Origin of the sequence: Paenibacillus sp. FSL E2-0178 (assembly GCF_038593005.1) — a bacterium.
GTDB lineage: Bacteria > Bacillota > Bacilli > Paenibacillales > Paenibacillaceae > Paenibacillus_AQ > Paenibacillus_AQ phytohabitans.
The window spans coordinates 7,861,675-7,875,130 of record NZ_CP151953.1; the positions used below are offsets into that span (position 1 = coordinate 7,861,675).

10 protein-coding genes are annotated in these 13,456 nt (G+C 52.2%); 7 read left to right on the forward strand and 3 right to left on the reverse strand.

Annotated elements, in window-relative coordinates:
- Positions 1 to 88: 88 nt before the first annotated feature.
- Positions 89 to 991, forward strand: coding sequence for a sigma-70 family RNA polymerase sigma factor (locus MHI42_RS33870; protein WP_342424852.1), 903 nt, complete (start codon positions 89 to 91; stop codon positions 989 to 991).
- A gap of 119 nt (positions 992 to 1,110) precedes the next feature.
- Here the strand turns inward: MHI42_RS33870 and MHI42_RS33875 are convergent, their stop codons facing one another.
- Positions 1,111 to 2,466 carry a PFL family protein gene (locus MHI42_RS33875; protein ID WP_268794603.1) on the reverse strand — a complete coding sequence of 452 codons (1,356 nt, stop codon included), beginning with the start codon at positions 2,464 to 2,466 and terminating at the stop codon, positions 1,111 to 1,113.
- Positions 2,467 to 2,499: 33 nt separating this feature from the next.
- Positions 2,500 to 2,769 carry an ACT domain-containing protein gene (locus tag MHI42_RS33880; RefSeq protein WP_039293974.1) on the reverse strand — a complete coding sequence of 90 codons (270 nt, stop codon included), beginning with the start codon at positions 2,767 to 2,769 and terminating at the stop codon, positions 2,500 to 2,502.
- A 246-nt stretch (positions 2,770 to 3,015) separates the two neighbouring features.
- Here MHI42_RS33880 and MHI42_RS33885 point away from each other — a divergent pair, with 246 nt between their 5' ends.
- From MHI42_RS33885 to MHI42_RS33900, 4 genes are all read left to right on the forward strand, one after another.
- Positions 3,016 to 4,650 carry a diguanylate cyclase gene (locus MHI42_RS33885; RefSeq protein WP_342422022.1) on the forward strand — a complete coding sequence of 545 codons (1,635 nt, stop codon included), beginning with the start codon at positions 3,016 to 3,018 and terminating at the stop codon, positions 4,648 to 4,650.
- A gap of 48 nt (positions 4,651 to 4,698) precedes the next feature.
- On the forward strand, positions 4,699 to 5,070 hold the full coding sequence (locus MHI42_RS33890; RefSeq protein ID WP_171716592.1) for a response regulator: 372 nt from the start codon (positions 4,699 to 4,701) through the stop codon (positions 5,068 to 5,070).
- Positions 5,057 to 8,320 carry an ATP-binding protein gene (locus tag MHI42_RS33895; protein WP_342422023.1) on the forward strand — a complete coding sequence of 1,088 codons (3,264 nt, stop codon included), beginning with the start codon at positions 5,057 to 5,059 and terminating at the stop codon, positions 8,318 to 8,320. The genes MHI42_RS33890 and MHI42_RS33895 overlap by 14 nt, the downstream gene beginning before the upstream one ends.
- Positions 8,321 to 8,853: 533 nt before the next feature.
- Positions 8,854 to 9,828, forward strand: coding sequence for an aldo/keto reductase (locus tag MHI42_RS33900; protein WP_171716590.1), 975 nt, complete (start codon positions 8,854 to 8,856; stop codon positions 9,826 to 9,828).
- Between the two features lie 126 nt (positions 9,829 to 9,954).
- Here MHI42_RS33900 and MHI42_RS33905 read toward each other — a convergent pair whose 3' ends face one another.
- Positions 9,955 to 10,659 carry a DUF421 domain-containing protein gene (locus MHI42_RS33905; RefSeq protein WP_342422024.1) on the reverse strand — a complete coding sequence of 235 codons (705 nt, stop codon included), beginning with the start codon at positions 10,657 to 10,659 and terminating at the stop codon, positions 9,955 to 9,957.
- 199 nt (positions 10,660 to 10,858) lie between these two features.
- Between MHI42_RS33905 and lspA the strand changes: the two genes are divergently transcribed.
- Both lspA and MHI42_RS33915 read left to right on the forward strand, forming a co-directional pair.
- The gene (lspA, locus tag MHI42_RS33910; RefSeq protein ID WP_342422025.1) at positions 10,859 to 11,335 is read left to right on the forward strand and encodes a signal peptidase II; all 477 of its coding nucleotides are present in this window, start codon (positions 10,859 to 10,861) and stop codon (positions 11,333 to 11,335) included.
- Positions 11,336 to 11,573: 238 nt separating this feature from the next.
- The gene (locus MHI42_RS33915) at positions 11,574 to 13,445 is read left to right on the forward strand and encodes an assimilatory sulfite reductase (NADPH) flavoprotein subunit (protein WP_342424853.1); all 1,872 of its coding nucleotides are present in this window, start codon (positions 11,574 to 11,576) and stop codon (positions 13,443 to 13,445) included.
- The last annotated feature ends 11 nt before the right edge of the window (positions 13,446 to 13,456 follow it).

The window sequence follows — 13,456 nt, forward strand, 5'->3', positions numbered from 1 at the left end:
AGCCGTAAGGGTGAAGGAGGGGCAGCGCGTGGAGGTCCGGGATAAAGAAGGCTTAGAGGCTGAGAGTCCGTCTGCGGAGAGTTTAGGTATGGAGGAGCTGTATCAGAATTATAAAGGTTATGCATTCTCCATTGCCTACCGGATGTTAGGTGTGGTTGCGGATGCGGAGGATGCTGTTCAGGATACGTTTGCTGAGCTCCAGCGCCGGGACCGGAGCGGTATCCAGAATATCAAAGCCTATGTGGCCAAGGGCGTAACCAACCGCTGCCTGAATATGCTGAATTCTGCGCGGAGCCGGAGAGAGACCTATATCGGAGAGTGGCTGCCGGAGCCGGTCAGCACAGGGTATGATGGTCCGGAAGCGGAGGCAGAGCGGAAGGATAGCCTATCGTATGCTTTTCTGGTGCTGCTGGAACGTCTGGCGCCAACGGAGCGCGCCGTATTTGTACTGCGTGAAGCATTCCAGTACGACTACGAGGAAATTGCCGGGATGGTGGGCAAGACGGAGAGCAACTGCCGGCAAATCTTCAGCCGGGCCAAGCGCACACTGCAGGCGGAGCGTGCGGCTACATCGCCTTCCCCTTCTCCCGGTTACGGAGCTGTCAAAGAGAATCTGCTGCGGCGCTTCACTGCCGCGTTCACCTCTTATGATGTCGGCGGCATGCTGAAGCTGCTGGGGGAACATCCTGTGCTGGTTGCTGACGGCGGCGGACAGGAAGTGCATACAATTCTCCGGCCGATGACCGGCCGCAAAGGCGTGCTGGCGCTGCTGACCTCACGCAGGGTGATGCATTATCTGCGGGAATGGGAGCAGCACTATGGAATCGTCAATGGCGAGCCAGGCCTGATCTTCACCCATCAGGGGGAGATCAAAGGAGTGATCTGTCTGATTCCCGACCGGAGCGGCGAGCAGATCCAGAACATCTACCTAATGATGGACCCGGCCAAAATGAGCCGTATTACAGTTCATCCCGAGACGCCGCGGAGTTAATCCCGGGGCATAACATAAAGACCCGCTATCCATCCCTGCCGGGAGAGGTAACGGGTCTTTATGTTCTTAAGTTCTTAAGGGCGGTGCTCAACCGGCCATCCTGTCTGTATCAGGATGGCCTAGTTCTTGAAGCTGTGGATCGGAGCAGGGATACGTCCGCCGCGGTTAACAAATCCGGCACAATTGAACGGGTTGACCGCCATGACCGGTGCATAACCCAGCAGGCCGCCGAACTCAACCATTTCGCCGACTTCCTTGCCGATAACCGGAATGACGCGGACCGCGGTTGTCTTGTTATTGACCATGCCGATCGCCGCTTCATCGGCGATGATACCTGAGATGGTCTCCTTGCTGGTGCTGCCCGGAATGGCAATCATGTCGAGGCCCACGGAGCACACGCAAGTCATTGCTTCGAGCTTCTCCAGCGTCAGTGCGCCGCGCTGAACAGCCTGGATCATGCCGTGGTCTTCGCTGACCGGGATGAACGCGCCGCTTAAGCCGCCGACATAGGAGGAGGCCATGACCCCGCCTTTTTTGACATTGTCGTTAAGAATAGCCAGCGCAGCTGTGGTGCCGGGAGCGCCTGCTTCTTCAAGACCCATGACCTGGAAGATCTCGGCGATGGAGTCGCCAATTTCAGGTGTAGGGGCCAGCGACAGATCGATGATGCCGAAAGGCACATTCAGCCGCTTGGAGGCTTCCTGGGCAACGAGCTGTCCGACACGGGTAACCTTGAAGGCGGTACGCTTAATGGTCTCGCACAGCGTTTCGAAGTCCTGTCCCTTCACCTCTTCCAGCGCCCGCTTGATTACGCCGGGACCACTGACGCCTACATTAATGACACATTCCCGTTCGCCGACACCGTGGAAGGCTCCAGCCATGAACGGATTATCTTCAACGGCGTTGCAGAAGACGACCAGCTTGGCGCAGCCGATGGAATCGCGGTCTTTGGTGCGCTGTGCAGTCTGGATGATAATATCGCCCATCAGTTTCACGGCGTCCATGTTGATGCCGCTGCGCGAGGAGCCGACATTCACGGAGGAGCAGACGCGTTCCGTCACCGCCAGCGCTTCCGGGATGCTGTCGATCAGAATCCGGTCACCTTTGGTGCAGCCTTTCTGAACCAGTGCGGAGTAACCACCGATAAAGTTGACGCCAACCTCCTTGGCCGCCTTGTCGAGAATCTGTGCTACAGGAACATAAGTATCGGTATGTACGGCGCCGGCAGCGATTGAGATCGGAGTTACGGAAATACGCTTGTTCACGATCGGCACGCCGAATTGACGCTCCAGATCCTCACCCGTCTTCACGAGCTTCTCGGCGGATCGGGTAATTTTGTCATATACATTGCGGTTAAAGATCTTCATATCCGAATGCGCGCAGTCCATCAGACTGATGCCCATGGTAATCGTACGCACGTCCAGGTTCATTTCCCGGATCATTTTATTGGTTTCCTGCACTTCTCCAATTGAGATCATAGTATGGTTGTTCCTCTCTTTGCCACCCGGCTAGATCCGGTGCATAATATTGAAGATATCTTCATGCTGAAGCTTGATTTCCACACCGATGTCTTCACCGACATGCTGCAGATCCCGTGCGATTTCTTCAAAGGATTTGCTTGGGGCTGAAATGTCCACAATCATCATCATATTGAAATAGTCCTGCACAATCGTCTGGGAAATATCCAGAATATTCAGATTGTGTTCTGCGAGGTATGTACATACTTTGGCAATAATTCCTACTTTGTCTTTTCCCAGTACCGTAATAATCCCCTTCAATTGAAAGCCTCCTATTATAGATTCCTCTGTTTTCTCCGCCCACTGCCGCTTTAACGGAATGAACGGTTTCAATTATTATGTCAAATGAACAGAAGGTTATCAACCAAAGCTTTTTTGTAGGGCTGATCAGAGATTTGAGCTTGCAATTCGACAAAAAAAGATTAAAATTGACACCGCCTTAAAAATATGATTAATTGAAGGTTTGAATGACCTTTAGAACTGAAGGAACGAACTGAAGGAGCTATTATGACAACGAGAAAATATAAAGAGCTGGTTGAACAGCGCACCAGACAAACCTTGCAGAAGTGGTCGCAGCAGCCGGCAGTTGAGGAAAGGGATATCTATCGCTTTCTGCATAATTTAAAAGGCACTTCCGGTACAGTGGGCCTTGACGCGGTGGAGGCGTTCTCCGGCAACTCTCTGCTCTATTTCTCGGATGATAACCATAGAAGCTGGACGGAAGCCGAGTGGGGGGATTATTTATATCCGCTGCTGGAGCTGTTTGATGAGCCTGAAAGTACAGGTGCACTGCCTCCCCAGATTCCGGGAATTGCGTTGTCCCATGGCAGCACCCACCAGCAGTACGAAATTCTGGTCATTGACGATGATGTGGAGCTGGTGGCTTTTTTGCGCGAGTCACTGGAGAAGCAGTCCTACTATGTAAGCATTGCCCTGTCTGCTGAACGCGGACTTAAGATTTTTTATGAGACCAAGCCGGATTTAATTCTGCTGGATATTCTGCTGCCGGACCGCAGCGGGATTGATGTGCTCAACCAGATTATCGGCAAAGCCAAAAAAGAGCGGATTCCGATCATTATCATCAGCGGTGAACACTCCAAGGAAGTCCAGAAATATGCCTATTCGCTCGGTGTGATGGATTACATCCGGAAGCCGGTAGATATTGATCTGTTCCTGGTGCTGATCAAGAACCGGTTTGAACTGAAAAAAGAATGGCAGGAGTCCATCATTGTAGATGAGCTGACGGGTGCTTTTAACCGGAAATATTTCAATCAGACCCTGAAGATGCTCTCATCGGACTTCAGACGGACGGGCCGGACGTTCTCGCTCGCGCTGCTGGATCTGGATTACTTTAAGCATGTCAACGATACGTATGGTCATCTTGTGGGGGACGAGGTCCTGCAGACTTTTTCGGAGCTGGTCAGAGATTCAATTCGTACGGAGGATACACTGTGCCGCTACGGGGGAGAGGAATTCGCCCTGTTCATGCCAAATACCTCTGCGGACTCAGCGCTGCTTGTCATTGAACGGATTCAGGAGAAATTCGCCTCCAGGGAATTCTGTGCCAAACGGGAAAACTTCCATGTTACCTTCTCCTGCGGCATTACAGAGATAAGCGAACGGCAGCAGGATACCGATAAACTAATTGATGAGGCAGACCAGGCTTTGTATTCCAGCAAGTATAGCGGACGTAACCAGACAACCTTGTACAGCGAGGGAATGTTAACGGGCCAGAGGGAAACGGTACTCAATGTAATAATTGTTGATGATGATCCGCTGATCCGCAGAATTATTACAGGCAATTTCGCCTCCTGGGAGCCGGGGAATATCTCCGGAATGAAAGTGAACAGTTATGCCGACGGCGAGCTTTTTCTGAAATCGGACTGGTATGTTCCGGAGGAGAAGTACATTATTCTGCTGGACGGGGTGATGCCCGGCCTCGACGGGCTTGAGGTTCTGGAGAAGATCCGCAGCAGCTACCCTGAAGTTAACATTCTGGTGATTATGCTGACGGGCCGCAATGATCAGCGCGATATTATCCATGCCCTGCAAATGGGGGCGGACGATTATGTGATTAAGCCGTTTCATCTGCCGGAGCTGCTGTCCCGGATTGAGCGCCTGGCCCACAGATTCTTGTTCTAATAGCAATGTATCCAGCCGTGGATGAACTGAAAGTGAGAGTGAGTGTTAATGCAAAAAATACTGATTGTGGACGACGAAGATGTACTGCGCATGCTGATTGAGGATACGCTGGAGGATCTGGAGGACGTTGAGATTCATACCGCCGAGAATGGGGTTGAGGCGCTAACGCGGCTTACTTCCGACCCCTACGATCTCGTGATTCTGGACTATATGATGCCGGAGATGACCGGAATTGAAGTGCTCGGTGAGCTGAATGAGGAGCTGAAGAACAAGACCCCTATTATGATGCTGACAGCCAAAGCACAGGAAATGGACCGTAACCGGGCGAGGGAAGCCGGAGCTCGTTATTTCATGCCTAAACCGTTCAGCCCGATGGAGCTGCTGCAGATCGTGGAGGGCATCCTTAGTGATAAACAATAAACTTGCTGATGTGAGCATCAAAACCAAGTATTTCCGGATTATCTTCATCTTGTTCCTGGCGATTATGTTATCTGGTATCGGCCTGTTCTTCTACATCAATAACCAGCAGGACAAGCTGAAGCATGACCGCGGTGTATTGCAGCATAAGACTGAGACCATCAATGAGCTGGCGGCGACGCTGAATGATGTCTTTTTCCGGGCCAGAGGTTATGTTGCCCTCAAAAGCGACGGTGAGCTTAAGCTGCTGAATGCTGCACTCACGGGCCTTGACGGAATTCTGGAGCAATATTCGGCTCTGAATCTGTCGCCTGAAGAAGCGCAATACCGGGATGATCTGAAGTTATTCTATGAGCAATACAAAACCAAGACCCTTCCTGAAGCGATCCGGCTGGTGGAGAACGATGATTATACGGGCATCCGCAATCTCTCTCAAGGCGGCAGCACCCAGGCTCTGAATGAATTTCTGGCCTATACCAAAGAGTTCAAATCTAGCTCGGACAGCAAGCTGAACGCCATGGCTTCTCAGTCCATCAAGCAGGCGGATACCTTCACGTTTATCGCCTTCGGGCTCAGCGCTGTACTGCTCTTATTCTTCACACTGATGATCTGGCGGATGCTCAGAGTGGTGCTTGATCCGATTGTTAAGCTGGAAGAAGCAACGAATTCGCTGGCGGCAGGCGAGGCTGTTCTGCTCGGCAAGCTGCATAAGCAGGATGAGATCGGCCGTCTCTATGAGGCCTTCCTTAATATGGCCCGGAGTATCCAGGATAAAGAAGAAGAGCTGATGATGCAGAATGAAGAGCTGCATGCCCAGCAGGATGAGCTGCAGGATCAGCAGTTCAAGCTGGAGCGTTCACTCAGTGAAATCGAAAGTATGATGAAGGCGCTGAACCAGACCTCCGCTGTAGCCATTCTATCGAACAAGGGCGTATTCACGTATGCCAATGATAACATTAGCGTCTACACCGGCTACAAGAACGCCGAGATTATCGGATATACCTTCCGTTTGTTTGAACTGCATAATATTTCGGACACTCAGCTGGAGCAGATTATACGCAAGCTGTCGACTGGCGGTGTATGGAGCGATGAGTCACAGATTGTGGCAAAAGATGGCTCTGCCGTCTGGCTCCAGCTGACGGTCATGCCGTATCTGAATGATGAGGGTCAGATTTACCAGTACATTCTGATTGCCAACAACATTACGTCCATGAAGAGTGTCCAGCAGGAACTGGCTGAGACGCTGAAAAGCACGGAGCAGACCACCATCATGCTGGAGCTTAACAACCAGCTCAATCATGAAATTACCTATACGCTGGACAAGCAGGAATTTGCCGAGAAATTCAGCAGGTTCATGAACCGGCTGTACTCGTTCGACAGCAGTCTTTTTCTGCTGGTCAAAGATAAGATATCGGTGGTCAAAGGGGTTCCGCAGGAGAATGTGGAGCGCTATATTGATGCAAACAACAAAGATATGTTATACCGGATGAGCACGGAGAAGTCCTATATTGTGAAACGGACCGGAGTCCCGAGAGAGCAGGGGATCTCCGCCAAAGAAGTTTACTGCTATGATTTCTATACAACTGTAGTCAATGCCGAGGATGAGATCCTGGCAATCTTCTGCGGTACGCGAATCGGGCATTCCTTCACCGAAGAGGAAATCAGCGAAATTCAAGGGATGATGAACAGGGTGGCGCTGGCCATCGAGCGTTTGTTCATGTATGAGGAAATCGAGAATGGCCGCAAGCTGAACCGGGATATTGTCAACAATGTCAATGAAGGTATCCAGTTCGTCAACACGGAAGGCGTCATTCAGCATATCAACAAGGCGCTCAGCCAATTGTTCGACTATGATGTGTGGGCAGAGGGGATGCTGATCCCCAAAGAGCAATGGATGGATCACTTCACCCTTCGCGTGAATGAATCGGAAGAGATGGGGCAGTTCTACCAGAAGGCGATGTCCGAGCACTCCGTGGATTCCAGCACGATGAAGTATTCCCTGGGCAAGGAAGCGATGAAGCATGTCGACGTCTATGCGATTCCCGTGTTCCGCCGCGAAGCGCGGGTGGGAACGTTGTTTGTACACCGGGATATCACCCGTGAATACGAGCTGGATCTGATGAAGTCGGAGCTGGTCAGTACCGTCAGCCATGAGCTGCGGACACCGTTGTCCAGTGTTCTGGGCTTCACCGAGCTGCTGTTATCCAAGACAATGAAGCCGGAGAAGCAGCTGAAATATCTGGAAACGATTCATAAGGAAGCCAAACGTCTGACTGAGCTGATCAATGACTTCCTCGACCTGCAGCGCATGGAATCCGGCACACAGCTGTACAATGCAGAGCCGGTCAATCTCAGCGAGACCGTTCTAAGTGTAATTGACCAGTACAAGCTTAGCGGTACCCACCATATCCTTCTGGAGGATGAGGCGCTGAACGCCGAGGTCGAGGTGGATAAGGACAAGATTATCCAGGTGCTGACCAACCTGCTGAGCAATGCCATCAAGTTCTCTCCAGGCAGCAATGAGATTAAGGTAACGCTGCATAATGAGCGGGATTCGGTGATGGTCCGGGTTCAGGATCATGGACTGGGGATTCCGAAGAATCAGATCGGACAGCTGTTCCAGAAATTCCGCCGGGTGGATAACAGTGCATCCAAGCGGATTGGCGGAACGGGTCTCGGACTTGCGATCTGCAAGGAGATCATTGAGAAGCAGAAAGGGATGATCGGAATTGATTCGGTTGAAGGCGAAGGCACCACGGTGTGGTTTAGCCTGCCGGTCCTCCATGCGGAGAGCAGCCGTCATGAAGAGGAGCCGCATAAATGGAGTGCCGACAAGGAGCAGAAGCCGAATGTAATGATCGTCGAGGACGATTACAGCCTGTCCCTGCTGCTCTCTGAGGAGCTTAAGGGCAAAGGCTTCAGAGTGACTCACCACTATCATCCGCAAAAAGCATTTGATCAGGCATTGAAGACGCCTTTTGTAGCTATCGTTGTGGATCTTATGCTCGGCGAAGAGCTGGACGGCTGGGATCTGATCCGTATGCTGAAGAATGATCCCCGCACGGAGAATGTGCCGATTGTCATCTCCTCGGCGCTGGATAAGGAAGATAAGAGCATGATGGATAAAGTGCAGAAATATCTGACCAAACCGTATCCGCCGGGCGAGCTGTCGAATACCTTGCAGGATATTGTGCAAATCGAGCTGAAGACGGGTGAGGTTCTTTTCCCGGACAGCGGGGGAACTGAGCAGTAGGCGTATAATAGAGAACATAGTTATATAGAGTGAATGCAATCTTAAGCTGATTATATAAATTCATTGAACAAGTCCTTCTTCGCGGAGGGCTTGTTTTTTTGAGTATATAAGCATAAACAGAACATCACAGAAGTCTTCATGCGTTGTTCAGTTTGCTGGTTAAGCAGGATGAAGCGGACTGAGAAGACCTTATATTCACGATTAAGCTCTTATCACAGCTGAAACGGACTGAGAATCCGTTATATTGTTCAATTAGGCTTGAAATGAGGTGTATCTGTTCGAATAAGCGATTCTGAGTCCGGATAGCCGTCAAATCACCTTGATCTGCGCAAATAAGGGAATCTCAGTCCGCGTAACCACATGTCTGTGCTGGGCTGCTAAGGCCCTCATGAGCGAAGAACCCAGCGCTTACCCGGCCCAGTAATACTGTATTTTGAAGTTTGTTCAACAAAAAGCTTGCCTTAGAGCCTACTCTAAGGATTATATTAGACCCGATGCAGACAACCTAACCGAAATGAATGGGAGGAAATGCGATGAAGTACAGCTATTTGGGTAAATCCGGTTTGAAGGTCAGTCAATTATGTCTGGGCACGATGAATTTCGGGCCGGAAACCGAGGAGAAGGAAGCGTTCAGGATTATGGATGCCGCACTGGATGCGGGAATCAATTTCTTCGATACGGCCAATGTGTACGGCGGCCAGGAACGCCGCGGCTGGACCGAGGAAATTATCGGCCGCTGGTTTCAGCAGGGGGGCGGACGGCGCGAGAAGGTTGTGCTGGCCACCAAGGTGTACAATGACATGTTCGACGAGCAGGACGGACCCAATTCCGGATCCGGCTTGTCCGCTTATAAGATCAGACGGCATTTCGAAGGCTCATTGAAACGTCTGCAGACGGATCATATTGAGCTTTACCAGATGCACCATATTGACCGGAATGTATCCTGGGAAGAGCTGTGGGGCGCATTTGAAATTCTTGTCTCCCAGGGCAAAGCTGATTATATCGGCTCCAGCAATTTCGCCGGCTGGCATATCGCCGCTGCGCAGGCTAAGGCCAAAGAACGCCATTTCCTCGGCCTTGTGTCCGAGCAGCATTTGTATAACCTGCTGGAACGGACACCGGAGCTTGAAGTGCTGCCGGCATCCAAGGAGCTGGGGCTGGGCGTCATTCCATGGAGTCCGCTGGCCGGAGGCTTGCTCGGCCGCAACGCCTTGTCCAAGACGGGTGTGCGCAGCGCCCGCTCCGCCAAGCTGGAGCAGCACCGCAGCCAGCTGGAGCAATTCTCCGCGCTCTGCAAGGAGCTGGGCGAGCATGAGGATCAGGTTGCTCTGGCCTGGGTACTCGCCAATCCGGCTGTAACAGCGCCGATTATCGGGCCGCGTACGATAGAGCAGTTCGAGGATTCGCTGCGTGTTACGGAGATTGTACTGGATGAAGCTGTGCTGAAGAAGCTGGACGAGATTTTCCCCGGACCGGGCAAGCCGGCACCGGAAGCCTACGCCTGGTAAGATTGTAATTGCCGGAATGCAATACAAATTCAAGTTATTAAAGTAAAAAGGGCCGGACTATCCTTTGGGAGGTAGTCCGGCCCTTTTTTGTTAAAGTCCTTTCACTGTTTGGGTCTAAGAAGCCGCTCAGAATTCACCGGGTTTTGCCTGATGCGTGGCGGCTTCGATGACGCACAGCTCCCCCTCTTCATTCAGTTCGGCATAAGCCACTGACGTTAGCTCAGGATAACCCCTCTTCCGCAGCTCCTGGAGCAGCCAGCTTTCGTGTTTGCCGAGACTCTCAAGCGCCGGACGCTGAATGATGCCGGACTCAACGACGCATTGCGGAAGACTAACTCCCTTCGCGTCAATATCCAGATCTTCCCGGGTTACCGGTTCATATTGCGGCTTCTTCAGAATGCTGAGCGAGCCGTTCGTTTCATAGATCGCATAAGCAACCTCGTTTATGGAGAAGGTATCCTTCGCCCGCAGCATCATCCGGAGCTGCTCGAAGTCCAGATTGTTCTTGCGCAGCTTATGGAGATCAATGGCACCATCCCGGATGAGAATTTCCGGCTCCCCTTCCAGGGGCTTGCGCAGCTTGCTGACATGCTGGGTAATCTTCTCGAAGGTGATGGACAGCACCGTCCAGACAGCCAGAGTGAACAGCAGCATCTGCACAGAATTCTCTTTCTCGTAAATCGTATTGCCGACCAGATCCCCCAGAATAACGGCGGAGATGAAATCGAATGGGGTTAGGGCGGAAATCTCTTTTTTGCCCAGCAATCGGGTCATTGCCCATAATCCGATAAAACCGGCGATCAGCTTAATGAATATCGATCCGTACTCCATTGGCTACCACCCTCCAGATAGGAATGAATCTAAGAGTGTTTAACCAATGCCCCATATCATGTAACAAGCAGCTACTGGCCGGGACAGCGGCCTGTCCGCTGGAGCTGGCAGGATGAATCCCGGCTCTTACCTGTGATAGACTAGAAGGCGAGAAGTGAAATCATTCTGATGATATCACAGGGGGATGAGGTGGCGGCAAATGCTTTTTTATCTGATTTCCATTTTGGTAGTGCTGGTTGACCAAGCCGCCAAATGGCTGGTCCGCACTCATATGGCGCTTGGGGAGAGGATTCCCTTCTGGAGTCCGCACCTGCAGTTCGTCTATTATGAGAATAGCGGGGCAGCCTTCAGTTCCTTTCAGGGCTACGGAAAGTATTTCTCCATAATCGCTGTTGTTTTTGTAGCGGCAGTGTTCTATTACCGGCGGCAGGGCAAGATTCGCGGGCCTTTGCTTGAGGCAGCCAGCGGTTTTCTGGTCGGCGGAGCGCTCGGCAATGCGATTGACCGTGTGATCTACCATCAGGTAACGGACTTTCTAGTGTTCGGTAACCGCGGGGGGATTCTCAATCTGGCGGATCTGGCGATTAATGCCGGGGCAATTCTGATTGCAGTCTACCTGCTGGTCGACCACTTCGGACACAAAGCTGCCCGGTCAGGGGAAGAAAAGCGGTCCTAAAGCTATTCCGGTTTATCATTTTATCTAATACAAGTTATCATTATTTGTAATGAACCCGCCTAAATCAGAGCTTTTTACTGTGATTTAGGCGGGTTTTGTGTGTTTTATACCTTTATTATGCTTTGTGACCATAAAATGTCTGTTATCTGCTTCGTTGATCGTTTCTTATTAATGTGTTAGCCTGAACTCATGATGTTAAGAGGATAGAAGATTGCACGTTAAGGAGAGGTCGATATTGTTGCAATTACAAGTTACGAACAGTCCCTTTAATGAGAGCCAGGCTGAGCTTCTGAACCAGCTGCTGCCGACGCTGACCCATTCGCAGCAGGTATGGTTAAGCGGTTATTTATCCGCGTTGTCTCTGCTGGGAGACACCGGTCAAGCAGGCCCGGCGGTGCTCCCCCTTGCTGCTGAGGCGGCAGCAGGAGTGTCAACGTCCACCAACGCAATGCCACAGCCGGAGGTATCCCGTGAGGTGACCGTATTGTTCGGCTCCCAGACCGGCAACTGCCAGCGGCTGGCGGCGAGCCTCTCGCGCAAGCTGGAAGAGCAGGGCTTCAAGGTTACGGTTGCCGCAATGAACAGCTTCAAGCCGAATGGACTGAAGAAGATTGAGAATCTGCTGCTGCTGGTCAGCACCCATGGTGAAGGCGAGCCGCCGGATAATGCCCGTGCCTTCCATGAATTTCTCTACAGTAAAAGAGCCCCGCAGCTTCCGCAGCTGCGTTACTCGGTACTTGCACTCGGCGACACTTCCTATGAATTCTTCTGCCAGACCGGGAAAGATTTCGATCAGAAGCTGGAAGAACTGGGCGCACAGCGCTTAACACCGCGTGCGGACTGCGATCTCGATTATGATGAGCCTGTAGCGGAATGGTTCGAGCATGTAATCCGCTCGCTAAGCGGTTCCGGTTCGCAGCAGGCTGCTGGGATCGCGGATGAGGCTGTGCTGGCAGCCGAGAGCGCAGTATCGCTGGAATCGGCATACTCACGGAACCATCCGTTCCATGCCGAGGTGCTGGAGAATCTGAATCTGAACGGACGCGGCTCAGACCGTGAGACCCGCCATCTGGAGCTGTCGCTGGCCGGTTCGAATATTACGTTTGAGCCGGGTGATTCGCTCGGAGTCTATCCGGAGAACCACCCGCAGCTTGTGCAGGATATCATTGCTGCCATGGGCTGGGAGGCGGGTGAATCCGTTCCCCTGAACAAGAAGGGGGAAGAGGGCACACTGCATGAAGCACTGCTGCGGCATTACGAAATTACCGTACTGACGAAACCGCTGCTGGAGCAGGCAGCCAAGCTGAACTCTGCGCCTGCCCTGCAGGAGCTGCTGTCCCCGGACCGGCAGCAGGAGCTGAAGAATTACATCCATGGGCGTGATCTGCTGGATTTGATTCAGGATTTCGCACCGTGGGAAGTTCCGGCCCGCAGCTTCGTGACGATTCTGCGCAAGCTGCCGGCAAGATTGTATTCCATTGCCAGCAGCTATAATGCCAACCCGGATGAAGTACACTTCACGGTACGGGCTGTACGCTATGAGTCGCATGGACGTGAACGCTACGGAGTCTGCTCCGTACATTGTGCGGAACGTGCAGAGCCGGGCGCTACACTGCCGGTCTACATCCAGAACAATCCGAACTTTAAGCTTCCGGCAAATCCGGATACGCCGGTGATCATGATCGGACCGGGTACTGGTGTCGCCCCGTTCCGCTCCTTCCTGGAGGAACGGGAAGAGCAGGGGGCACAGGGCAAGTCATGGCTGTTCTACGGCGACCGGCATTTCGTCACAGACTTCCTCTACCAGACGGATTGGCAGAGAATGCTGAAGGACGGTGTGCTTAGCCGGCTGGACGTTGCCTTCTCACGAGATACGGATGAGAAAGTTTACGTACAGCACCGCATTCTGGAGAAGAGCCGGGAGCTGTACAACTGGCTGCAGGAGGGTGCACATGTCTATGTATGCGGAGACGAGAAGCATATGGCCCATGATGTACACGCTGCGCTGGTTACAGTAATCCAGCAGGAAGGCGGACTGAGCCCGGAAGGGGCAGCCGCTTATCTGGAGAATCTGCAGCAGGAGCAGCGTTATCAGCGTGATGTATATTAAATGATATTCAG